Annotated in this window: 21 protein-coding genes and 2 pseudogenes; 8 read left to right on the top strand and 15 right to left on the bottom strand. The window is 72.2% G+C overall.

Features of this window, described 5'->3' with window-relative positions; genetic code table 11:
- Positions 1 to 17: 17 nt before the first annotated feature.
- Both KSK32_RS06910 and KSK32_RS06905 read right to left on the bottom strand, forming a co-directional pair.
- Positions 18 to 530: a methylated-DNA--[protein]-cysteine S-methyltransferase gene (locus KSK32_RS06910; protein WP_216929622.1), complete on the bottom strand. Its 513-nt coding sequence runs from the start codon at positions 528 to 530 to the stop codon at positions 18 to 20.
- Positions 527 to 1,978 carry an AlkA N-terminal domain-containing protein gene (locus KSK32_RS06905; protein WP_216929620.1) on the bottom strand — a complete coding sequence of 484 codons (1,452 nt, stop codon included), beginning with the start codon at positions 1,976 to 1,978 and terminating at the stop codon, positions 527 to 529. Before KSK32_RS06905 ends, KSK32_RS06910 begins: the two co-directional genes overlap by 4 nt.
- 242 nt (positions 1,979 to 2,220) lie before the next feature.
- On the opposite strand from KSK32_RS06905, the gene KSK32_RS33230 reads away from it, so the two are divergent.
- A complete protein-coding gene (locus tag KSK32_RS33230) occupies positions 2,221 to 2,685 on the top strand; it encodes a hypothetical protein (protein WP_254186968.1) in 465 nt (154 codons plus the stop codon).
- A 212-nt stretch (positions 2,686 to 2,897) separates the two neighbouring features.
- Here KSK32_RS33230 and KSK32_RS33225 read toward each other — a convergent pair.
- Positions 2,898 to 3,671: pseudogene (locus KSK32_RS33225) on the bottom strand (EamA family transporter); the annotation flags it as partial.
- Between the two features lie 93 nt (positions 3,672 to 3,764).
- On the opposite strand from KSK32_RS33225, the gene KSK32_RS06895 reads away from it, so the two are divergent.
- The 3 genes from KSK32_RS06895 to ychF are packed head-to-tail and all read left to right on the top strand — an operon-like array spanning position 3,765 to position 6,198.
- Complete coding sequence (locus KSK32_RS06895; RefSeq protein WP_216929616.1) at positions 3,765 to 4,277, top strand: MarR family winged helix-turn-helix transcriptional regulator; 513 nt, start codon at positions 3,765 to 3,767, stop codon at positions 4,275 to 4,277.
- Positions 4,278 to 4,307: 30 nt separating this feature from the next.
- Positions 4,308 to 5,054, top strand: coding sequence for a peptidase E (locus tag KSK32_RS06890; RefSeq protein WP_216929615.1), 747 nt, complete (start codon positions 4,308 to 4,310; stop codon positions 5,052 to 5,054).
- A gap of 58 nt (positions 5,055 to 5,112) precedes the next feature.
- Positions 5,113 to 6,198 (top strand): redox-regulated ATPase YchF, encoded by a 1,086-nt coding sequence (gene ychF, locus KSK32_RS06885; protein ID WP_216929613.1) that lies wholly within the window; start codon positions 5,113 to 5,115, stop codon positions 6,196 to 6,198.
- A 21-nt stretch (positions 6,199 to 6,219) separates the two neighbouring features.
- On the opposite strand, the gene KSK32_RS06880 is transcribed toward ychF, so the two are convergent.
- Positions 6,220 to 6,603, bottom strand: a complete 384-nt coding sequence (locus KSK32_RS06880) for a hypothetical protein (RefSeq protein WP_216929606.1) — start codon at positions 6,601 to 6,603, stop codon at positions 6,220 to 6,222.
- A gap of 148 nt (positions 6,604 to 6,751) precedes the next feature.
- Here KSK32_RS06880 and KSK32_RS06875 point away from each other — a divergent pair, with 148 nt between their 5' ends.
- On the top strand, positions 6,752 to 7,315 hold the full coding sequence (locus KSK32_RS06875; protein ID WP_216929604.1) for a dihydrofolate reductase family protein: 564 nt from the start codon (positions 6,752 to 6,754) through the stop codon (positions 7,313 to 7,315).
- 73 nt (positions 7,316 to 7,388) lie between these two features.
- Here the strand turns inward: KSK32_RS06875 and KSK32_RS06870 are convergent, their stop codons facing one another.
- Entirely contained in the window at positions 7,389 to 8,012 is a 624-nt protein-coding gene (locus KSK32_RS06870; protein WP_216929602.1) for an ABC transporter permease, read from the bottom strand.
- A 56-nt stretch (positions 8,013 to 8,068) separates the two neighbouring features.
- Here KSK32_RS06870 and KSK32_RS06865 point away from each other — a divergent pair, with 56 nt between their 5' ends.
- On the top strand, positions 8,069 to 8,500 hold the full coding sequence (locus KSK32_RS06865) for a hypothetical protein (protein ID WP_216929600.1): 432 nt from the start codon (positions 8,069 to 8,071) through the stop codon (positions 8,498 to 8,500).
- 20 nt (positions 8,501 to 8,520) lie between these two features.
- On the opposite strand, the gene KSK32_RS06860 is transcribed toward KSK32_RS06865, so the two are convergent.
- The 5 genes from KSK32_RS06860 to KSK32_RS06840 all read right to left on the bottom strand — a co-directional run bounded on the left by KSK32_RS06860 (position 8,521) and on the right by KSK32_RS06840 (position 11,475).
- Positions 8,521 to 9,012: a GNAT family N-acetyltransferase gene (locus KSK32_RS06860; protein ID WP_216929597.1), complete on the bottom strand. Its 492-nt coding sequence runs from the start codon at positions 9,010 to 9,012 to the stop codon at positions 8,521 to 8,523.
- Positions 9,013 to 9,100: 88 nt separating this feature from the next.
- Positions 9,101 to 9,832, bottom strand: a complete 732-nt coding sequence (locus KSK32_RS06855; RefSeq protein WP_216929596.1) for a class I SAM-dependent methyltransferase — start codon at positions 9,830 to 9,832, stop codon at positions 9,101 to 9,103.
- 206 nt (positions 9,833 to 10,038) lie between these two features.
- Positions 10,039 to 10,749 carry a vancomycin high temperature exclusion protein gene (locus KSK32_RS06850; RefSeq protein WP_216929594.1) on the bottom strand — a complete coding sequence of 237 codons (711 nt, stop codon included), beginning with the start codon at positions 10,747 to 10,749 and terminating at the stop codon, positions 10,039 to 10,041.
- Positions 10,750 to 10,771: 22 nt separating this feature from the next.
- A complete protein-coding gene (locus tag KSK32_RS06845; protein WP_013288454.1) occupies positions 10,772 to 11,134 on the bottom strand; it encodes a PH domain-containing protein in 363 nt (120 codons plus the stop codon).
- Positions 11,135 to 11,166: 32 nt separating this feature from the next.
- On the bottom strand, positions 11,167 to 11,475 hold the full coding sequence (locus KSK32_RS06840) for a 4a-hydroxytetrahydrobiopterin dehydratase (RefSeq protein ID WP_216929592.1): 309 nt from the start codon (positions 11,473 to 11,475) through the stop codon (positions 11,167 to 11,169).
- 184 nt (positions 11,476 to 11,659) lie between these two features.
- Here KSK32_RS06840 and KSK32_RS06835 point away from each other — a divergent pair, with 184 nt between their 5' ends.
- Entirely contained in the window at positions 11,660 to 12,100 is a 441-nt protein-coding gene (locus tag KSK32_RS06835) for a (deoxy)nucleoside triphosphate pyrophosphohydrolase (RefSeq protein WP_216929590.1), read from the top strand.
- A 107-nt stretch (positions 12,101 to 12,207) separates the two neighbouring features.
- Here KSK32_RS06835 and KSK32_RS06830 read toward each other — a convergent pair whose 3' ends face one another.
- The 5 genes and pseudogenes from KSK32_RS06830 to KSK32_RS06810 form a co-directional block, all read right to left on the bottom strand.
- The gene (locus tag KSK32_RS06830; RefSeq protein ID WP_216929588.1) at positions 12,208 to 13,314 is read right to left on the bottom strand and encodes a succinate dehydrogenase/fumarate reductase iron-sulfur subunit; all 1,107 of its coding nucleotides are present in this window, start codon (positions 13,312 to 13,314) and stop codon (positions 12,208 to 12,210) included.
- Entirely contained in the window at positions 13,314 to 15,227 is a 1,914-nt protein-coding gene (locus KSK32_RS06825) for a fumarate reductase/succinate dehydrogenase flavoprotein subunit (protein WP_216929586.1), read from the bottom strand. Before KSK32_RS06825 ends, KSK32_RS06830 begins: the two co-directional genes overlap by 1 nt.
- 10 nt (positions 15,228 to 15,237) lie before the next feature.
- Positions 15,238 to 16,059 (bottom strand): hypothetical protein, encoded by an 822-nt coding sequence (locus KSK32_RS06820; protein WP_216929585.1) that lies wholly within the window; start codon positions 16,057 to 16,059, stop codon positions 15,238 to 15,240.
- A 228-nt stretch (positions 16,060 to 16,287) separates the two neighbouring features.
- On the bottom strand, positions 16,288 to 17,691 hold the full coding sequence (locus KSK32_RS06815; RefSeq protein WP_216929583.1) for a TldD/PmbA family protein: 1,404 nt from the start codon (positions 17,689 to 17,691) through the stop codon (positions 16,288 to 16,290).
- A 156-nt stretch (positions 17,692 to 17,847) separates the two neighbouring features.
- Positions 17,848 to 19,283 (bottom strand): annotated as a pseudogene (locus KSK32_RS06810) (TldD/PmbA family protein).
- A gap of 144 nt (positions 19,284 to 19,427) precedes the next feature.
- On the opposite strand from KSK32_RS06810, the gene KSK32_RS06805 reads away from it, so the two are divergent.
- Entirely contained in the window at positions 19,428 to 21,059 is a 1,632-nt protein-coding gene (locus KSK32_RS06805) for a hypothetical protein (protein ID WP_216929581.1), read from the top strand.
- The last annotated feature ends 47 nt before the right edge of the window (positions 21,060 to 21,106 follow it).

Genomic DNA, 21,106 nt, shown 5'->3' with positions numbered 1-21,106 from the left:
GGGTGACAGTCCGGCTGTCAGCTAGCCGTCACCCGTCCCTCATGCCCGAGAAGCCACTTCTTCACGTCCAGTCCCCAGCGGTATCCGCCGAGCGAGCCGTCGGTGCGCAGCACCCGGTGGCAGGGCACGAACAGTGCGGCGGCGTTGCGCGCGCAGGCCGCCGCGGCGGCCCGGATCGCCGCCGGTCGCCCGGCCAGCGCGGCGAACCCGGTGTAGGTGACCGGGTCGCCGGGCTTCACGTCGCGCAGCACCTGCCAGGCGTGCGTCAGAAAGAGGCCGCCGCTGTGCTGCTCGACCGGCACCGCGTCGATCGCGGCCAGGTCACCGTCCAGGTAGGCCCGGACGGCGGCGGTCACCGGACCGAGGTCGGCCCGTGCCCGCAGTTCGCCGCGCAGGCTCGGGTGGATCAACGGCAGCAGGACCGCCGGGTCGGCGGTGAAGCCCGCCGCGCGTACCGCCCCGGTCGGGCCGGCGAGCACGCTCAGCGGGCCGGCGGGGGTGTCGATGACGGTGCTGTCCACAGTGCTCATGCTGCTCTCCAGAGTCGGATGGTCGCGTACGACCGCCAGGGGCGCCAGCGGTCGGCGTACGCGGACAGGGCCTTCGGGTCGTCGGACAGGCCGAGCGTTGCTGCGCCGCGGCGTACGCCCAGGTCGGTGGTGAGGGCGACATCGGGGTCGCCGAGTGCGCGCATGGCCAGGTAGCCGGTGGTCCACGGGCCGACGCCGGGCACCGCGGCCAGGAGCCGGACCGCCTCCTCCCGGTCGCCCCCGGGTTCCAGGTCGAGTTCGCCGTCGGCGACCGCGCTGGCCAGTGCCCGGATCGTCTCGCGGCGTGCCGCCGGCATCCGGAACGCCGTGTCGGGCGCCGCGAGCACCTCCGCCGGGCCGGGGAACGCCACCAGGCCGTCCGCCGGGTCGTCGGCACCCGCCCCGCTCGCGGTCCGGGTGGCGGCGAGCAGGCGGGTGAGCGTGGTTCGTGCCGAGGTCAGCGAGACCTGCTGGGTGGTGACGGCGCGGACGGCCAGCTCGAAACCGTCGACCGCGTGCGGCAGCCGGACGCCGGGCTCGGTCGCGACGGCCGGGGCCAGTGCCGGGTCGGCGGCCAGGGTGGCGTCCACCGCGACCGGGTCGGCGTCCAGGTCGAGCAGGCGGCGGCAGCGGGCCACCGCGGGAGCCAGGTCGCGCATGTCGGCCAGCCGCAGCGTGGCGTCGATGTGGCCGTCGGTGGGGGTCAGCGCCACCGTGGCGGGACCGTGCGGCAGGCGCAGCCCCCGGTGGTAGGTGCCGTCGCGGACCACCTCGACGCCGGGTAGCGCGCGCAGCGCGAGGAAGTCCAGCAGGGCGCCCGCGTGCAGCGGGGGCCGGTATGCCAGCCGCAGCGAGAGCGTGCCCGCCCCGGTGGTCGCCGCCGGGCCACGCCGGCCGGCCCGCAGCTCGGACGGGGTGCCGCCGTAGACCTCGCGGACCGTGTCGTTGAACTGCCGGACGCTGCCGAACCCGGCGGCGAAGGCCACCTCGGCCAGGCCGAGGCCGGTCGTCTCGATCAGGATCCGGGCGGTCTGCGCGCGCTGGGCCCGGGCCAGTGCCAGCGGGCCGGCGCCCAGCTCGGCCCGGAGCATCCGGTGCAGGTGTCGCTCGGTGTAGCCCAGCCGGGTGGCCAGCCCCGGCACCCCGTCCCGGTCCACCACGCCGTCGGCGATCAGGCGCATGGCGCGGCCGACCAGGTCGGCCCGGACGTCCCACTGGGGTGAGCCCGGTGCCGCGTCCGGCCGGCACCGGCGGCACGCCCGCAGCCCGGCCCCCTGGGCCGCGGCGGCGGACGGGAAGAACCGGACGTTCTGCCGCTTCGGCGTCATCGCCGGACAGGACGGCCGGCAGTAGATCCCGGTCGACGTTACGCCGGTGTAGAACCAGCCGTCGAACCGCGGGTCGCGGCTGTCGACGGCTCGGTAGCACCGCTCGAAGTCCAGGTCCATGCCACGATCCTGCCTCGCAGCTCCCGGGCTCGGCTGGCGGGATTCGGACATGACGTGCGGCAGTCGCCCCAGCTCGGGGAAGTGGCGGCATTCCGGGCCCCGGGACACCGCCACTCCGCCGAGGTGGCGTGGATCATTGCCGACGGATCCGAGAAAGTGTCGTAAGTGGTCGGTAGCGTCCCGCCACCAACTCAAGAAGAGGTGCGGGGCATGGCGAGCGTGGCCGGGCGGGGTGTCCGCTGATGCGACCGGGGCGAGCACCGTTGGACGCCGCGGTGGTGGAGGGCTTCTACGAGCGGATGCGGGTGGTGGCGCCGGCCGCGTACGGCGCGATCGAGCGCGACCGGGCCGGTGACCCCGGTCGCCCCTTCGCGGATACCGCCTGCGGGCGGCTGGCCGGCTCCCTCGACCCGGACGGGCTGCGCGCGCTCGGCATGTGGGCGCACCACTGGTGCATGCGCTTCTACGACGACGACACCCGGGTCGGCCTGCGGCTGGTCCGCGAGATCGCCGCCCGCTCCGGCCTGGGCTGGACCGCCGACGAGGTGCGCTGGCTGCTCGACCGGTCGTACGCGGCCGGTCCCGCCGCCGCGCACCGGTTCACGCTGCCGCTCGCGGCCGCGGCGCAGCTACCGGCCGGTGTGCTGCCCGAGGGCGTCGCCGCCGACGGTTGGCCGGACGACTGGCGGCGGCTGCGGGCCGGCTGACCCCGCCGCCACCCGGCCGCTGTCCCGCCGCCAGGCCCAAGGCCGGCCAGTGCCGCCGCCTGGCCGTCCGAGTCGGCCCGGGTGCCGGTCGCCGTCGGGGCGTACGCGTCGCCGCCCGGCTGCGGGCGCGACGACCGGTCCGGCATCTGGGCGAGCACCATGGCCCCCACTGCCACCGCGAAACCGGTGAGCTGGACCGGGTCGAGTGCCTGGCCGAGCACCGCCCAGCCGAGCGCCGCCGCGGTGAGCGGGCTCAACGCGCCGAGCACCGACACGCGGGACACCGGCAGTCGCGCCGCGCCCCGGAACCACAGCACGTATGCCAGCGCGGTGCCGGCCAGCCCGAGCCACGCGTACCCGAGAAGGGCCGGCCCGTCGGGCACGGGCGGTGCGCCCTCGACGGCGGCGGCGACCGGCACGATCATCAGGCCTCCGGCGACGAGCTGCCAGCTCGTCGCGGCGAGGACGCCCGCTCCGGGGGGCCGGCCCCAGCGGCGGGTGAGCACCAGCCCGGCGGCCATCGCCACGGCCCCGGCCAGCCCGGCGGCGACGCCGAGCGGGTCGAGGCCGGCGCCCGGGCGCAGCACCACGAGGGCCACGCCGAGCGGGGCGGCCACGGCGGCGACCAGCGCGGGCCGGGTGGGGCGGTCGCGGAGCAGCGCGACGGTCAGGACCGCCACCAGAAGTGGCTGCGCGGCGCCGAGGACGGCGGCGGTGCCGCCGGGGAGCCGGTACGCGGCGAGGAACAGCAGCGGGAAGAACACCCCGATGTTCAGCGCGCCGAGCACTGCGGCTCGACCCCACCAGTGGGCGTGAGGTCGTCGGCGGGTCAGGGCGAGTAGCAGCAGCCCGGCTGGGAGGGCGCGGATCGCCCCGGCCCAGAGCGGCCGGTCCGGGGGAAGGAGTTCGGCGGTGACCAGGTAGGTGGTGCCCCAGGTGGTCGGTGCGGCGGCGGTGAGCGCGGCGTCGGTCCAGCGGGGGTTCATGTCAGCCTCTTTCTCGTCCCTAAGTATCTTAGCGGTAAGCTAATCAGGCCCGAGCGAAAAGGGGAAGTGGGACGTGCGGCACAATCGGCAGCCGTGACAGGCGACGAGGTGGACGCGATCGTCGAGCAGTGGCGGCGGGAACGGCCCGAGATGCGGCCCGAGCCGATGGCCGTGTTCGGCCGCATCTACCGGCTGGCCCGGCTGGTCGGCGACGACCAGGAGAAGGTGTACGCGGGCTGGGGCATCGGCCGGGGCGAGTTCGACGTGCTGGCCGCGCTGCGGCGCTCCGGATCGCCGTACACGCTGGCGCCGAAGGCGCTCGCCGCCTCGCTGATGCTCACCTCCGGCGGCATGACCGGGCGGCTCGACCGCCTCGAACGCGCGGGCCTGGTACGGCGCTCGCCGGACCCGGCCGACCGGCGCGCGCTGCGGGTCACCCTCACCGACACCGGCCGCCGGGTGGTGGAGGAGTCCGCCGAGGCCGGGCTCGCGGTGCAGCGCCGGATCCTCGACGCGCTGCCCCCCGCCGACCGGGATCGCCTGGCCGACCTGCTGCGCGCGCTGCTCGCGGCGGCCGAGGCGGGGCCTGCGGATCCGGCACAATGATCGGCGCCGTCACCGCCTGGAAGGACGCCCATGCCCGCCGCCGAACCGACGATCGTCGCCACCAGCATGGGTTTCGCCGGCCGTCGCCGTGGCCCCTGGGACGCACGGCCCAGCGCCCTGTTCGACCTGATGGCCGAACTGGCCGGGGCCGGTGACGGGGCCCGCGTCTGCTACCTCGGCCAGGCCACCGGCGACCAGCCGACCGGGTTCACCGTCTTCTACGGCGCGTTCGCCGGCACCCGGTTCCGGGCCTCCCACCTGGCGCTCTACCCGATGCCCAACGTCGAGGACGTCCGCGCGCACCTGCTCGCGCAGGACATCGTCTGGGTCGGCGGCGGCAGCGTGGCGAACCTCTGCGCGGTCTGGCGGGTGCACGGCCGGCCGGAGATCCTGCACGAGTGCTGGCAGGCCGGAGTGGTGCTCGCCGGAGTGTCCGCCGGCTCGATCTGCTGGCACGCCGGCGGCGCCACCGACAGCTACGGCCCGGCGCTGCGGCCCTTCACCGAAGGGCTGGGCTGGCTTCCGTACGGCAACGGCGTGCACTACAACAGCGAGGAGCAGCGCCGCCCGCTGATGCACCGGCTGGTCGCCGACGGCACGCTGCCGGCGAGCCACTGCACCGACGACGGGGTGGGCCTGATCTACCGGGGCACCCGGCTGGCCGAGGCGGTGGCGGACCGCCCCGGCGTGGCCGCGTACGAGCTGGTCCGCGCCGAGGACGGCACCGTCCGGGAGACCCGGATCGAGCCGCGCCTGCTGTCCGCCGCGTCGGAGTGACCGGCGTCGCGGACCTGCCTGCCCGGCGACGGCGGCGAACCGCGTAAGCTGATTCGTCGTGAGTCTCACCATCGGCATCGTCGGCCTGCCCAACGTGGGCAAGAGCACCCTGTTCAACGCGCTGACCAAGAACGACGTGCTCGCCGCGAACTACCCGTTCGCCACCATCGAGCCGAACGTCGGCGTGGTCGGGCTGCCCGACGATCGGCTGGCCAAGCTCGCCGAGATCTTCTCCTCGCAGAAGGTGCTGCCGGCGCCGGTCTCCTTCGTCGACATCGCCGGCCTGGTCCGGGGCGCCTCCAAGGGGCAGGGCCGGGGCAACGCGTTCCTCGCCAACATCCGGGACGCTTCGGCGATCTGCCAGGTGGTGCGCGCCTTCTCCGACCCGAACGTGGTACACGTCGACGGCAAGGTCTCCCCGGCCGACGACATCGAGACGATCAACACCGAGCTGATCCTGGCCGACATCCAGACGCTGGAGAAGGCGCTGCCCCGGCTGGAGAAGGAGGCCAAGCTCCGCAAGGACCGGGCCGCCGCGGTCGAGGCAGCCAAGAAGGCGGTCGAGGTCCTCGACAACGGCGTCACCCTGTACGCGGGCGCCGCCGCCGCGAAGGTCGAGCTGGAACACCTGCGTGAGCTGCACCTGCTCACCACCAAGCCGTTCCTCTACGTCTTCAACGTCGACGAGGCCGAGCTGGGTAACGCCGAGTTCCTCGACGAGCTGCGCGGCCTGGTCGCGCCCGCCGAGGCGGTCTTCATGGACGCCAAGATCGAGTCCGAGCTGGTGGACCTGCCCGAGGACGAGGCCCGCGAGCTGCTGGAGTCGATCGGGCAGTCCGAGCCCGGCCTGGACCAGCTCGTCCGGGTGGGCTTCCGGACGCTCGGGCTCCAGACGTACCTGACGGCCGGCCCCAAGGAGGCGCGGGCCTGGACCGTCCCGGTCGGCGCGACCGCGCCGGAGGCCGCCGGGGTGATCCACAGCGACTTCCAGCGCGGCTTCATCAAGGCCGAGGTGGTCTCCTACAACGACCTGGTCGAGGCCGGATCGATGGCGGCGGCCAAGGCCGCCGGCAAGGTCCGGATCGAGGGCAAGGAGTACGTCATGCAGGACGGCGACGTGGTGGAGTTCCGCTTCAACGTCTGACGGCGGAAGCACGGCCCTGGTTCACCGGGGCCGCTTGTCCTCGACGTGTACGACGTCGAGCTCATGGCCGTCCTGGTCTCGCTTGCGGCGTCCGTACAGACCAATGGCGAGGTCGGTGCTGTCGGAGATCTCGTCGGGCCCCACGTAGGTCAGCACGTCGTTGTGGTGGCCGTAGACCACCCATCCGGGACCGGGATCGAGGGTGATGGTGCCGAAGTCTCCGGCAGGCGAGCCGGCGTGGACGGGCCCGTACTCGCGCAGGATGTCGACGGCCTGAGCGGCGAGGTCAACGCCGGGTCCGGGATCTGGTAGCACCACGCAGGTGCCGTGGGCGAACACGACCCAGGACTTGCTGTCCCCTCGGATGATGCGCCGCCAGGTTCCGGCCAGATCCTGCTCCGACATGAGGATGATCATCCCCGAGTTGGCCGACTGGCGCTACCCGCGAAGCGAGCCCGAGACAGTGGGCCGGCCCTCGGTGTGGCCTGACCGATGTCTTCCCGACGCCGTGCTGGTCTGTACCCCGAGGACCGACCCACGGGAGGCTGGCACGATGCGCAAACTGACCTTCGGCATGAACGTGAGCCTGGACGGCTATGTCGCCGCGCCCGGCGACGATCTCGGCTGGGGTGTGCCGAGCGGCGAGTGGTTCCAGTGGTGGTCCGACCGGGTGGCGGCGACCGGCACGGCGCTGTACGGGCGGCGACTGTGGGAGGCGATGAGCTCCCACTGGCCGACCGCCGATCAGCAGCCGGACGTCACACCGGCCCAGGCCGAGTACGCCCGCCGCTGGCGGGACATGCCGAAGGTGGTGTTCTCCTCGATGACCGGACTGGTCGACTGGAACACCCGCCTGGTCACCGGCGACGCGGTCACCGAGATCACCCGGCTCAAGGCCGAGGAAGGTGGCGTCATGGACATCGGCGGCGCCACACTCGCCGCGGCGGCCATGCGGGGCGGGCTGATCGACGAGTACGTGCTCGTCACCCATCCGGTCCTGGTGGGTGGCGGTAAGCCGTTCTTCGCGACCCTCGACAACTGGGTGAACCTGGCCCTTGTGGAGACCCGGACGTTCCCTGGCGGCGTGCTCCTGACCAGGTACGAGACCAGGCGCTGAGAAGCCGGCAACCATCGCACGAACGACCGCCGGCCCGCGTTCTCGCGGACCGGCGGTCGCTGTCTGCGTACCGTCAGGCGTTCGCCCGGCGGATGGCCGCCATGCCTCCGAGCGCAGCCACCGCGGCGATCAGGGCGGGCCATCCCACCAGCAGGCTGATCTGGTGCTGGCTGCTCAGCCACTCCCAGATGTCGCCGAACCAGCCCTGCCAGGTGATCAGCGCGACGAGCAGGCCAGTCACCAGGATCAGCGCCGCACCGGCGCCGAGCAGGCCGTTCATGCCGAACCGGACGTACCAGACGGCGACGAGGACACAGAGGAAGTTCAGGAACAGGATCGGCACCGCGTAGACGGCGATCTGCAACAGTCCGTTGTCGACGTCGATGTACGGGATCCGGAAGAACCGCAGCTCGATCCCGAACCGCCGGTGGCCCTCGATCCGGTTGAGCAGGTAGAGCAGGACGCCGTAGACGACCGCCTGCACCACGTTGACCAGCACGGTGGCGAGGTAGAAGGTGCGCCTGGTGACGCCCATGCCCAGCGCGAACGGGAACACCTGGCCGATCGAGGCGGCGGCGACGATCGCGCAGGCGATGTAGTTGACGCCGAGCGAGAGGGCCATGATGCCCCACGGCCAGGCCAGCTGGCCGAGCCAGGCGATGGTGTGCATCCGGGCGACGTCGAGGATGCGGGCCATCGGGACGTCAAGCCCCGGGTACGCGCGGCCGCTCGCGCCTCGCTAGGGTTCGCGCCGTGACACTGAGGATCGACGAGAGTGCGCGCCAGATACGGGAGTTCGTCTGCGGCTGTTGCGACGCCGCCGCGGAGCGGACCTGGGCCGACATCCGCACCGACGACGCGACGGCAGCCGTCTACTTCGCGAGCTGCTACCACCACGACGGCGTGCACGAGGTCTGGATCGACGCGATCCTGGGCAGCTGGGGCCGCGACGACTTCGACGACCACGTCACCTTCGGCTGCCGGGTCGGGCCGGTGGCCGGCTCGCCGGAGCCGGCCGCGACGCTCGTCAACGGTGGTGAGGTCGCCGGGAACAGCCCGATCTTCGGCCGCAAGCTCAGCCGCGAGGAGGGCCTGACCCATCCCCGGCTCGCCGAGTTCTGGCAGATGGTCGACCTGATCCTGGAGCGGGACGCCCTGGTGCGCCGTCACCTGGTCGGCGCCTGACCAACCGGGTGATCAAGGGGTCAGATGCGGGGACTGCGGCGTTCGATCAAGGTGACGTCCCGCCAGGTGCCGTGGTGGCGGCCCACCCGCTCGCGGGTGCCGACCACCCGGAAGCCGCACGTGGCGTGCAGCGCGAGGCTGGCGGTGTTCTCCGGGAACACACCGGACTGGATGGTCCAGATCCCGGCCGCCTCGGTGGAGGCGATCAGCGCGTCCAGCAGCAACCGGCCGACGCCGCGCCCGCGCGCCTGCGGGTGCACGTAGACGGAGTGCTCCACCACGCCGGCGTAGACGCAGCGGTCCGACACCGCCGAGCAGGCCACCCAGCCGAGCACCGCACCCGCCTCGTCGAGCGCCACCCAGCGGTGGCCGGGCAGCCGGGTGGCGGCGAAGCGCGCCCAGTCCGGCGGCTCGGTCTCGAACGTGGCGTTCCCCTCCGCGATGCCGAGGCGGTAGATCTCCAGCACGGCGCCGGCGTGCGAGTCGTCCATGGCGGCGACGGTGACGGTCATCGGCCCCTCCTGTCCGGACCCGGCGGTCGTCAGCGTAGGCGCGCGGCCGAGGGGCCGGGACGGGATGCCCGGCCCCTCGGCGTGAGCGCTACCGCCGCCGGTAGACGGAGATGTGCGAACGACTTTCCTCGTCGAACGGCGTCCGGTCCCAGTCGGCGTACCGCTCGGTGAGCCGCAGCCCGGCCCGCTCCGCCAGCTCGTCGATCTGCTCCGGCCAGGCGTACCGCATGGCGAACGGCTTGAGGTGCACGCCGGAGGCGTCGAACGTGACGGTCTGCCGGACGAACGTCTGCGCCGCCCGGTCGTACCGGTGCACGCGGATGGTGGCCGAATCCTCGGTCACCTCCCGCACCTGGACCTGCTCGTCCCGGTCGAAGTCCGCCGGGTCGGGCACGAAGGTCTCGATGACGAACGCCCCGCCGGGCGCGAGCACCCGGGCGACGTTGCGGAAGCACGCCGCCTGGCGCTCCTCCGAGACCAGGTTGAACAGCGTGTTGAAGACCAGGAAGACCAGACGGTACGGCCCGGCGACCGGGACGTCCGCCATGTCGCCGATGGTGACGTTCATGTCCGCGCCGCCCGGCTTGGCGCGCAGGTGCGCCACCATCTCCGGGGACGCCTCGACGCCCTCGACGGCGAGGCCGCGGGCGGCCAGCGGCAGGGCCACCCGGCCGGTGCCTACCGCCAGTTCGAGCACCGGGCCGCCCTCGGCCAGCGGCGCGAGGAAGTCGACGGCCGGAGCCGGGTCGGGATTGCCGGGGCCGTCGTAGGTGGCGGCCCAGAGCCGGCCGAACAGGCCGGGATCGTCGAAGACGGACATCACGCGCCCTCCCGCCGGGCGGAAGGGACGCGACGCGGCGAGAGGTCAGTGACCTCCGCCGGAATGGGGTACGACAAGACGAAGCCTCGTTTCGGATGAGGTGACAACGGGTCGGCTGGGCTTCGCAGCGTTCGGCATGGCGGTGCTCCCTCCGGTCGGCTTCGAGGGGTTCAGCAGACCAGCAGCGGTGCCGGGGGACAACCGGTTTACGCCCGCAGCGCGTCGTCCACTCCGGTCTCCCGGCGGCCGAGGTGGACCGGGTCACGCCCGGTGAGCACGTCCACGGCGGCCTTCACGCACGCGCCGTACTCCCGGGTGGAGCTGATCCGCGACTGGCCGGCGTGCCGGCGGGCGGTGTCGTCGCCGACGCCGACGGCGTCGATGCCGGCGTCGCGGCAGAGCGCCACCGCGCGCGGCAGGTGGAACGACTGGGTGACCACAGTGGCCCGACGGACCCCGAAGACGCGGTGCGCGCGCACGCACGAGTCGTACGTGTCGAACCCGGCGTGGTCCAGCACCGTCTTCTCCGCCGGGACGCCTCTGTCGACGAGCCAGCGCCGCATCGCGCCCGGCTCGTCGTAGTCCCGGTCCATGTTGTCGCCGGAGAGCAGGAGCACCTGGACCTTGCCGGCGGCGTACAACCGGCGGGCGATCTCCAGCCGGCCGGCCAGAAACGACGCCGGCGTGCCGTCCGGCTCCACCTTGGTGCCCAGCACCAGGGCCACCGGCGTCTCCGGGGCGTCCGCGGCGTCGAACAGGCGGCCCTCGGCGGCGGCGCGGACCCAGCTCACACTGGCGACCGTGGCGGTGCCCAGTAGCATCACGGCGACGGTGGCGAGCACCAGGAGCCGGCGGAGCAGCCGTACGGCCCGCCGACGGTCGCCCCAGGCCCGCCATCGCGCCCTCAGCCCCCGCATGGCGGCGATTGTGCCAGGCGGGTCAGGAGATGTGGTGCAGGATCACGTTGTGCACGTGGTGGCTCTTCTGCGCGCCCCGGAACTCGACCTCGTAGGTGTGCGTGCCGACGTGCACCGCGATCGATCCGGTGGAGAAGAACGAGCCACCCCAGGACTTGTTGCTCACCACGCTCACGCTGGTGATCTTCGAGTACGGGATGCTGGTGATCGCGTACCGCTTGCCGACGAAGGAGCGGTCCTGGATGATCACCCGCCGGTCGGTCAGGCCGATGAATCCGGTGCCGGTGCCGACCGCGTCGTAGACGGCGATGATCTGCTCACCGGGCAGCAACCCGCTCTGGATCTGCTGGAACTGTTCCTTGCGGTCGTACGTGGGGCCAGACATGCACCCGAGGGTAGGCGGGGCGCGCCAGCGGCTCAGGGCTCGGTGACCGCGCGGACCGCGTCCTCGATGCGCGCCGCGAGCAGCACCTCGCCCTCGGTGAGTGGCTCGCCGTCGCCGTGCCCGAGCCTGATCTGCGTACGTCCGGCCCGGCGGCTGATCTCGGGGCGCAGCCGCAGCGCGTCGGCGACCACCGCCACCCGCTCGGTGAGCGCGGCGTGCTGGGTGTCGTCGAGGACGATCGTGCGGCGGATCTGTTCGCCCTCGCGCGTCCATCCGGACAGCAGGGCTAGCGCGTCGCTGAGGTAGTCGTGCTTCGCCCGGCCGCTGAACAGCACGCGCATCACCGCACCTCCCAGGCGTCGTTGCCGGCTTGTGGCCAAATCGTCGCCATCCCGTGTCCCAGTCGACGCCCTCTAGTCTCTCGCCGCTCAGATGGTGTGTCCACGCCCACACTTCCGTGTTCTGCTGACCTGACGGCCGCCGCAGCTACCCAAACCGCCGATTGATCTGGCACGCTGGTGGCCCGTGCGGACCGAACGGGTTAGCGGAAGCGGGCAGGCCGACCGGCGGGAGCCGAGGGTGGTCGTCGGGGCGGCGATCATCGAGGGCGGCCGGGTGCTGGCATGCGAGCGCTCCGCGCCCCCCGAGGTGGCGGGGCGCTGGGAGTTCCCGGGCGGAAAGGTCGAGCCGGGCGAGACCGAGACCGACGCGCTGGCCCGGGAGTGTGCCGAGGAACTGGGCGTACGGGTGGCGGTCGGCGCGCGTGTCGGCCGGGACGTACGGATGGCGCACGGCCGGTCCGTGCTGCGCGTCTATGCCGCCCGCCTGCTGCACGGCGACGAGCCGAAGGCCCTGGAACACGCCGAGCTGCGCTGGCTCTCCGCCGCCGAGCTGGACAGCGTCGACTGGCTGCCGGCCGACGTGCCGATCGTGGCCGCGCTGCGGTCGCGGCTCGACGCCCCCTGAGCGAGCGCGGCGCGGGCCGGTCCGCCCGGCGAACCGGGCGTCCGGGCGGAAACGGGACGAGGGCCCGCGGCTCGTGCCGCCGGCCCCCGTCATCGTCGCGCTGCTGTTCAGTGCTTCGGCTCGTCCTGCTGCGGGTGAGCGAAGTTGAGGTGCTCCGGCGGCAGCGGGAACGTCACGTCGTCGCCGAACGGCGACGGCGCGGCGGCCTTGTTGAAGGTCAGCTCGGTCAGCGGCAGCTTGCCGTTGGCGTCCACCGCCGGGGCGGTCGGGTGCGGCACCTCGCGGTGCCAGTTGACGCCCTGCTGGGCCTGACGCTCGGCGGCGCTGTCGTGCGAGCCTCCCGCGTGCGAGTGCACCCCGCCGGCGTGCGAACCGCCGCCGTGCGCGTGCGCCCCGCCGTGCGTCCCTCCGGACGTGACGGCACCGCTGGAATGCCCGCTGGTCGCGCTGGTCTGAGGCACCTGACCCCTCCGGAAGATCTTGTTACCGAGCCACACAAGGGGATCGTACCTGCGGTCGACGACCCGTTCCTTCATGGGGATGATCCCGTTATCGGTGATCTTGATGTGCTCGGGGCAGACCTCGGTGCAGCACTTGGTGATGTTGCAGAAACCGAGCCCCATGTCCGACTGCGCGTACTCCCGGCGGTCGGTGCGCGCGTCGAGCGGGTGCATGTCCAGCTCGGCCGCCCGGATGAAGTACCGGGGACCGGAGAACGCCGGCTTGTTCTCGTCGTGGTCGCGGATCACGTGGCAGACGTTCTGGCACAGGAAGCACTCGATGCACTTGCGGAACTCCTGCGAGCGCTCGACGTCGACCTGCTCCATCCGGTAGTCGCCGGGTGCCACGTCGGCCGGAGGCGCGAACGCCGGGGTCTCCCGGGCCTTCTCGTAGTTGAACGAGACGTCGGTGACCAGATCCCGGATCACCGGGAAGGTGCGCAGCGGGGTGACCGTGACGGTCTCGGACTCCTCGAACGTCGACATCCGGGTCATGCAGCCCAGCCGCGGCTTGCCGTTGATCTCCATCGAGCAGGAGCCGCACTTGCCGGCCTTGCAGTTCCACCGGCACGCCAGGTCCGGCGCCTCGGTGGCCTGGAGCCGGTGGATCACGTCGAGGACCACCTCGCCCTCGTTCACCTCGACCGTGTAGTCCTTCAGGTCGCCGCCGGCCTCGTCGCCCCGCCAGATGCGGAACTGGCGCTTACTTCCCATCAGTTGTTCGCCTCCTCGGTGAGGGCGTCGAACTCGGCGAGTTCCTCGTCGGTCAGGTACTTGGCCAGCTCGGCCCGGTCGAACAGCCCGATCAGCTCCGGGCGCATGTTCGGCAGCGGCTTGTGGGTGAGCCGGACCGTGTCGCCGTCCAGCGAGCAGACCAGGTTGACGCTCCGCCACTTCGGGTCCATCGCCGGGTAGTCCTCCCGGGTGTGCCCGCCGCGCGACTCCTGCCGCTCCAGCGCCGCCATCGCGGTGCACTCCGAGACCACGAGCATGTTGCGCAGGTCCAGCGCCAGGTGCCAGCCCGGGTTGTAGCGCCGGCCACCGGCCGCGCTCACCTTCGCCACCCGCTCCCGCAGCTCGGCCAGCCTGCGCATGGCGTCTTCAAGCTCGTTCTGCCGGCGAATGATTCCGACCAGATCTCCCATCACGACCTGGAGGTCCTGCTGGAGCTGGTACGGGCTCTCGCCGGTGTCCCGCTGCAACGGCGCCAGCGCCGTCTCCACAGCGGCCTCCACCGCCGCCACCGACACCGCCGGGCGGGTGGTGAGCTGGTCGGTGTACGTGGCGGCGTGCCCGCCCGCGCGCTTGCCGAAGACCAGCAGGTCGGACAGGGAGTTGCCGCCGAGCCGGTTGGAGCCGTGCATGCCGCCGGACACCTCACCGGCGGCGTAGAGCCCGCGCACCGTGCCGTACGCCGCGCCGGAGTCCGGGTCCACCTCGACGCCGCCCATCACGTAGTGACAGGTCGGGCCGACCTCCATCGGCTCCTTGGTGATGTCGACGTCGGCCAGCTCCTTGAACTGGTGGTACATCGACGGGAGGCGGCGGCGGATCTCCTCGGCCGACTTACGGGAGGCGATGTCCAGGTAGACGCCGCCGGCCGGCGTACCCCGGCCTTCCTTGACCTCGCTGTTGATGGCGCGGGCGACCTCGTCGCGGGGCAGCAGCTCCGGCGGGCGCCGGTTGTTGTCCGGGTCGGTGTACCAGCGGTCCGCCTCCTCCTCGGTCTCCGCGTACTGCTTGCGGAACACGTCCGGGACGTAGTCGAACATGAACCGCTTACCCTCGGAGTTCTTCAGCACCCCGCCGTCGCCGCGTACCGACTCGGTGACCAGGATGCCCTTCACCGAGGGCGGCCAGACCATGCCGGTCGGGTGGAACTGGAGGAACTCCATGTTGATCAGCGTGGCGCCGGCGCGCAGCGCCAGCGCGTGGCCGTCGCCGGTGTACTCCCAGGAGTTCGAGGTGACCTTGTAGGAGCGTCCGACGCCGCCGGTGGCCAGCACCACCGCAGGCGCCTCGAACAGGACGAACTCGCCGGACTCGCGGTAGTACCCGAACGCCCCGGCCACGCGGTCGCCGTCGAGCAGCAGCTCGGTGATCGTGGTTTCGGAGAACACCCGGATCCGCGCGTCGTAGCTGCCGAACTCCTGCTTGTCCTCCTGTTGGAGCGAGACGATCTTCTGCTGGAGCGTGCGGATCAGCTCCAGGCCGGTACGGTCGCCGACGTGCGCCAGGCGCGGGTACTCGTGGCCGCCGAAGTTGCGCTGCGAGATCTTGCCGTCCTTGGTGCGGTCGAACAGCGCGCCGTACGTCTCCAGCTCCCAGATCCGCTGCGGCGCCTCCTTGGCGTGCAGCTCGGCCATCCGGAAGTTGTTGAGGAACTTGCCGCCGCGCATGGTGTCCCGGAAGTGCACCTGCCAGTTGTCGCGCGAGTTCACGTTGCCCATCGCGGCGGCGGCGCCGCCCTCGGCCATCACCGTGTGCGCCTTGCCGAACAGCGACTTCGAGATGATCGCGGTCTTCTTGCCGGCCAGCCGGGCCTCGATCGCCGCGCGCAGGCCGGCACCACCGGCCCCGATCACGACGACGTCGTAGTGGTGTCGTTCGATTCGCGTCTCAGTCATGTCCAGGCTCTCAGTTGATGAACCGCAGGTCGTTGATCCAGCGGGCGGCGACCGCCATCACGTAGAAGTCGGTGAGCGCCAGGGTGCCCAGGGTGATCCAGGCGAGCTGCATGTGCCGGACGTTCAACCAGGACACCCCGGTCCACGCCTTGTAGCGCATCGGGTGCTTGGAGAAGTGCTTGAGCCGCCCGCCGATGATGTGCCGGCAGGAGTGGCAGGAGATCGTGTACGCCCACAGCATCACCACGTTGACCAGCAGGATGATGTTGCCCAGGCCGAAGCCGAAGCCCTCGGGGGAGTGGAAGGCGAGGATCGCGTCCCAGGTGTTGATCAGCGAGATGATCGCGGCGGCGTAGAAGAAGTAGCGGTGCAGGTTCTGCCCGAGCAGCGGGAACCGCGTCTCGCCGCTGTACGACTGGTGCCCGTCCGGCACCGCGCACGCCGGCGGCGACAGCCAGAACGACCGGTAGTACGCCTTGCGGTAGTAGTAGCAGGTCAGGCGGAACAGCAGCAGGAACGGCAGGGTGAGCGCCGCGTCCGGGATGATCCACCAGCCGGGCAGGAACTGGCCGAAGTGCGAGGAGCCCTCGACACAGCGGTCGGTGACGCAGGGGGAGTAGAACGGCGTCAGGTAGTGGTACTGCTCCACCCAGTACCACTTGTGCATGAAGACCCGGACCGTCGCGTAGATGACCCACGCGCTGAGCCCCACCACGGTGATCAGCGGGGCGAACCACCATCTGTCGGTCCGCAACGTCTTCGCCGCGATGGCGGCGCGTGCCCGCCCTCCCCGCGGCTGCGGTCTCGGCGTCCTGGCCGACGTAGTTGTCATTCGAGTCATCTCCCTGACGTCACTGTCACGTCCTGCGCACGCGCGAGGCCACACCGGCGAACCGGTGCGGCTAAGTGACACACGTTACGCCGATCTTCACGGCCCCGGCCGCGCAACGCAGTGTCCCGTGTGTCCCGCAGCTTGGAAAGAGTCGAATCATGATCAATATGGTGGCTCGGTCGAACGGTGCGCCGGCCGGTGACCCGGTGCGCCCGGCGGCGCACCCGGTCACCCGGACGCGCCGCCGGTGAAGTGCCAGGAGGACAGCCGCAGCGCGGGCGTCTCGTACCAGGAACCGTCCACGCGGTCGGGCTGGCGGACCGCCGTCCGGCCCAGGCCGAGCACCCGGCCCGGCCCGAGCGCCCGCGGGTACGACTCGGTGAACCGGAAGTCGCGCACCGCCCGGGTCGGCACACCGTCCTCGACCAGCCACACGCCGTTGCGGGTCAGCCCGGTGACCACCAGTTGCTTCGGGTCCAGCACCCGCGTGTACCAGAAGTCGCTGACCAGCAGCCCGCGCCGCATCCCGGCCACCAGCGCGGCGGTGTCCGGGTCGCCCACCGCCCCGGTCACGCCCGCGCTCAACGGCCCGGCGGCCGACTCCACACCGGCGTCGACACCGGCGGCCAGCAGGCGGATGTTGTGCGGGATCGGGCCGAACGTCGCGCTGCCCGGCATGCCGTGGCCGGTGGACCCGGCGCCCGCCTCGGCGCCGCCGCGCCTGTCGTACGCCACCGCGCCTGTGGTGCCGCCCTCGACCAGCGGCAACGCCCGGCGGGGCGTGCCCTCCAGGTCGAACGGCAGCGTGCTGGCGTGCAGCGGGTCGTCCACCAGCGTCACCGAAGGGTCGAACTGTGCGGTGCCCGGCTCGGCGAAGGACTGCCGTTCGGCGTACCGCTTGCCGTTGAAGCCGTACCAGGCCAGGTTCTGCAACAGGTCGGCGACGGCAGCCGGTTCCAGCGCCACCTCGTAGTGCCCGGGCGGCAGCTCGACCGGGTCGGCCGCCGCGAGTGCCTTGGCCGCCGCACGGGCGCCGAGCGCCGCGCCGTCGAGATCGGCCAGCCGGTCCGCACAGAGCCGCGCCACCCCGTCGGCGCCGCCGGCGCGCGCGATGCCGTCCATCGCCGCCTCGGCCGCCCGGCCCACAGCCGTGTGCCCGGCCGAGTTGGCGAACGCCCCGGACCGGTACGCGGTGCGGCAGTAGCCGGCCGCCTCCAGGCCCTCGACCGCGTCCACGAACGCGCGTACCCGCTCGGCCCGCTCGTCAGGGGAGGCGAACGCGGTCGCCTCGTCGACGGACGGGCCCGACGGCACGGGCGTCGGCGTGGTGAGCCCCGGCCAGGCCGGGTCGGGCGGCGCGAGCCGGGCCGCCGCCCGGGTCCGATCGACCAGGGCGGCCAGCCCGTCGGCGTCGACCCGGCTGCCGCTGCCGGTCGCGGTCCGCCCGTCCACATGCAACCGCAGGTGTACGGCGACGCCGGTCTCGGAAACGTTCTGATGGATGAACGAGTTGGCGAACCGGGTCAGCGCCAGGTCGGAGCGGGTCACCAGCACCTCGGCCTCGGCGGCCGGACCGGCGGTGTGCCGGACCAGGTCCACCACCCCGGCGGCGATCTCCAGCTCGGCGCTCATGCCGGCACTCCGCTTCGCTCCGTGCCGTCATGAGGCACCGTCGCCCTGAGCCTGCCGATTCGCTCGCTGCGCTCGCTCATGCCGGCACTCCGCTTCGCTCCGTGCCGTCATGAGGCACCGTCGCCCTGAGCCTGCCGATTCGCTCGCTGCGCTCGCTCATGCCCGCACCCCCACCCGGACGCCGCGGAACCGGGCCGGCGCGGCCGGGTGGCCGGTGTGCCCGACCTGGCCGGGCTGCCCCTTGCCGCAGTTGGGCGTGCCCCAGGCGACCGTCTCCGAGGAGAGCATGTCCATCGAGCGCCAGAAGACCGGCCCGATGCCGGTGTAGGTGGGGTTGCGCAGCATCCGCCCCGGCGGCCGTTGCGCACCTCCCAGCCGACCTCGCAGCCGAACTGGAAGTTGAGCCGCTTGTCGTCGATCGACCAGGACCGGTTGATGTCCATGAGCACCCCGTCGTCGGTGGCCGCGATGATCTCGTCGAGCGTATGCGGGCCGGGTTCCAGGCCCACGTTCGTCATCCGCACCATCGGCAGCCGGGCCCAGCCGTCGGCCCGTACGCTCCCGCCGTAGTCCAGGCCCGCGACGGCGGCCGAGTCCCGGCCGGCGAGCACCCCGACCCACCGCCCCTCGCGGACCGCGTCCCGGGCGACCGCCGGGGAGCCCTCGTCGTCGAAGCCGAAGCTGCCCAGCGCGCCCGGGATGGTCGGGTCGATCGTCACGTTCATCAGCTCGGAGCCGTAGCGCAGCGAGCCGAGGCGGGCCAGGTCGAGCCAGGAGGTGCCGGCGAACGCCGCCTCCCAGCCGAGGATGCGGTCCAGCTCGATGGCGTGCCCGACCGACTCGTGGATCTGCAACGCGAGCTGCTCGCCGCCGAGGATCAGATCGGTCTCGCCGGCCGGGCAGAGCGGCGCGGTGAGCAGCTCGCGGGACTCCTCGGCGATCCGAGCGGCGTGCGCGCCCAGGTCGAGCGAGGTGACCAGTTCCCAGCCGGTGGTGCCGTACTGCCCGCGGTAGCTCGGGTAGGACCGCCGCTGGGTCTCGCCGTCACCGATCGAGGTGGCCGAGATGCCGCCGCCGCACTCCCGGATGCGCTGGTCGATCCGGTGGCCCTCGCTGGAGACGAACCACTTCGAGGTGTCCCAGATCTGGTAGAGCCCCTCGGCCAGGTCGGCGCCGTGCTCACGCATCGTCGCCGTGGCCCGGACCAGCAGGTCGCCCTTGTCCGACAGCGGCACCCCGAGCGGGTCGACCGCGCAGTCCGAGGCCCAGCTCGCCACCGTCGCCTCCACCGGCGCCAGGTCGATCGGCGGGCCGGGAACGCGCGCGCTCGCGGTGGCGATCGCCGCGGCGCGCCGACCGGCGTCGCGGGCCGCGGCGTCGGACAGATCGGGTACGGCATGGAAGCCCCACCCCGATCCGACGAGCGCGCGTACGCCCAGCCCGATGCTCTCGTCCTGGCTCAGCTCCTCGATGTCGCCGTTGCGTGCCGACATCGACTCGTAGCGGCGGTGCATGACCCGGGCGTCGGCGTACCGGGCGCCCGCGTCGAGGGCGGCTTGGACAGCGGCGGTCGCCGCGTCGAACTCGCTCATGCGCCCGACCCTAGGCCAGCGCACCGACATCCGTCAGGGGACGACGTCATCCGACCGGCTCCGAGGTGGGCTGTGGCGAAATCGATGCCGACCTGCGCGTGAACGGGACAACCCGAGCCGCCGGACGCTGATAAGAAATGGTCCATGTCTGCCACTTCCGCGCACCGACTACTCCGCGGTGCGTTGACGCTCGTCGTCATGGTCGCCGCAACCATGTTCGGTGCCACTGCCGCCCACGCCGCGGCCCCGCGACTCAAGCTCACCGCCCTCGCCTTCGCCAACGACACGGTCGACGCCACCGGCAACTACGCCAGCAACAAGCTCACCTGGACGGTCACCAACACCGACCCGGAGGCCGGCTCCATCTTCGGCACCGTGACCATGCGCATGCGCAGCACCGTCACCGGTGAACTGGTCGGTCACGACCTGGTCGCGCGCTACGCGTACCAGGAGACCTGCTGCGGTGACGGTGTGTACGAGTCGGGCACGCCGCAGGAGTCCACATACTCCTTCGACCTTCCGGTGCGGGCCTACTCCGACGCGGACACCGCGATCTGGGAGGTCACGAAGGTCACCATCGGTTCCCAGGGCACCACCACCACGGTCTCGGGCACCCGCCTCCAGGCGTTCGGCTACCAATTCACGGCCCGGACGCTGATCGACTCGTCGGGGCCGAGCGCCGACTCCATCTCGCTGAGCTCCCCGGTGCGCCGTCCCTACTTCTACGTGGGGAACGGCGCGGCCACTGTGACCTACGACTTCACCGTGCAGGACGGGCAGTCCGGCTTCTGGAAGGGCACCATCCGGCTGGCCGGTCCGGGCGGCGCGAGCGTCACCACCGCCTTCACGTGGGAGCGGGACGAGTACAGCACCGGGCTGCGATGCGGCCGGGTCACCGGCGGCCAGCAGGACGGCATCTACATGCCGTGCGTGATCGACGTGACCGTGCCCGCGGACGCCGCCACCGGCAACTGGCGGGTTGCCGCGTTGGTGCTGCGCAACAACGCCGGCGGGACGACCACCTACAAGAACCCGACCGCGCCGTCCGTCACCACGACGACGAACTCGACGGTACGGGCCGGCGACTTCGCGATCGAACCGAACCCGGTGGACAACTGGCGTGACTCGGTGATGACCGACATCACCATGGTCGTGACCGACACCCGCAAGGGTCTGTCGACAGTGCAGCTCGATCTCGTCGGCGGCTGCCAGCAGTGGGGTCTCCCGACCACCAGGGCGGACGGTCGTGTCGCCGTGAAGGTCATGGTGTATCAGCAGACCGCGCAGTGTGAGGTCGAGGGCTTGGCGGTGGTCGACGGTGCCGGCAACGTCGCGCTCTACGGAAGCATGTACGGCGCGCCGGATCCGGATCTGACGATCACGCGGGTGCCGAGCACCGAGCCGCCGACGGCTCGCAGCGCCAGCCTCGACCCGTCCTCGCTGCCGGTGAGCGAGGTGGGGCAGACCTCGATCAAGCTCACCATCGACGCCGATGTGAAGGTCGCACCGATCACCAGCGTGAGCGTCTACGTGTACGACGCCAACGGCGAGGTGGTGTCCCAGTCGGGTGGGGGTAGCAGCCAGGCCCCCGACGGGACGATTACCGCGTGGCTCTACCTTCCGTGGTGGCAGGATCTGCCCGCCGGGGCGTACACGGTGGGCTTCGAGCTGAGCGACGCCGCCCGGAACAGCACCGCGTGGAACATGCCGGATCGCTCGGACAGCCGCACGCTTCCCGGCGGCCCGGTGGTCCTCACCCTCACCGCCGCAGGCTGATGTCTCCCGGTGGGCGGGCCGAGCCCCGCCCACCGGGAGCGCGGGTG

It is taken from the genome of Micromonospora sp. WMMB482, from assembly GCF_019038635.1.
Lineage (GTDB): Bacteria > Actinomycetota > Actinomycetes > Mycobacteriales > Micromonosporaceae > Micromonospora > Micromonospora marina.
This window is presented reverse-complemented; position numbering and strand designations above follow the sequence as displayed.

Coding starts and splice junctions, on each gene's coding strand:
- KSK32_RS06910 (WP_216929622.1), bottom strand. CDS start 530: ATGAGCACTGTGGACAGCACCGTCATCGACACCCCCGCCGGCCCGCTG.
- KSK32_RS06905 (WP_216929620.1), bottom strand. CDS start 1,978: ATGGACCTGGACTTCGAGCGGTGCTACCGAGCCGTCGACAGCCGCGAC.
- KSK32_RS33230 (WP_254186968.1), top strand. CDS start 2,221: ATGCGACCGGGGCGAGCACCGTTGGACGCCGCGGTGGTGGAGGGCTTC.
- KSK32_RS06890 (WP_216929615.1), top strand. CDS start 4,308: ATGCCCGCCGCCGAACCGACGATCGTCGCCACCAGCATGGGTTTCGCC.
- KSK32_RS06880 (WP_216929606.1), bottom strand. CDS start 6,603: ATGTCGGAGCAGGATCTGGCCGGAACCTGGCGGCGCATCATCCGAGGG.
- KSK32_RS06875 (WP_216929604.1), top strand. CDS start 6,752: ATGCGCAAACTGACCTTCGGCATGAACGTGAGCCTGGACGGCTATGTC.
- KSK32_RS06870 (WP_216929602.1), bottom strand. CDS start 8,012: ATGGCCCGCATCCTCGACGTCGCCCGGATGCACACCATCGCCTGGCTC.
- KSK32_RS06860 (WP_216929597.1), bottom strand. CDS start 9,012: ATGACCGTCACCGTCGCCGCCATGGACGACTCGCACGCCGGCGCCGTG.
- KSK32_RS06855 (WP_216929596.1), bottom strand. CDS start 9,832: ATGTCCGTCTTCGACGATCCCGGCCTGTTCGGCCGGCTCTGGGCCGCC.
- KSK32_RS06850 (WP_216929594.1), bottom strand. CDS start 10,749: ATGCGGGGGCTGAGGGCGCGATGGCGGGCCTGGGGCGACCGTCGGCGG.
- KSK32_RS06845 (WP_013288454.1), bottom strand. CDS start 11,134: ATGTCTGGCCCCACGTACGACCGCAAGGAACAGTTCCAGCAGATCCAG.
- KSK32_RS06840 (WP_216929592.1), bottom strand. CDS start 11,475: ATGCGCGTGCTGTTCAGCGGCCGGGCGAAGCACGACTACCTCAGCGAC.
- KSK32_RS06830 (WP_216929588.1), bottom strand. CDS start 13,314: ATGGGAAGTAAGCGCCAGTTCCGCATCTGGCGGGGCGACGAGGCCGGC.
- KSK32_RS06825 (WP_216929586.1), bottom strand. CDS start 15,227: ATGACTGAGACGCGAATCGAACGACACCACTACGACGTCGTCGTGATC.
- KSK32_RS06820 (WP_216929585.1), bottom strand. CDS start 16,059: ATGACAACTACGTCGGCCAGGACGCCGAGACCGCAGCCGCGGGGAGGG.
- KSK32_RS06815 (WP_216929583.1), bottom strand. CDS start 17,691: ATGAGCGCCGAGCTGGAGATCGCCGCCGGGGTGGTGGACCTGGTCCGG.
- KSK32_RS06805 (WP_216929581.1), top strand. CDS start 19,428: ATGTCTGCCACTTCCGCGCACCGACTACTCCGCGGTGCGTTGACGCTC.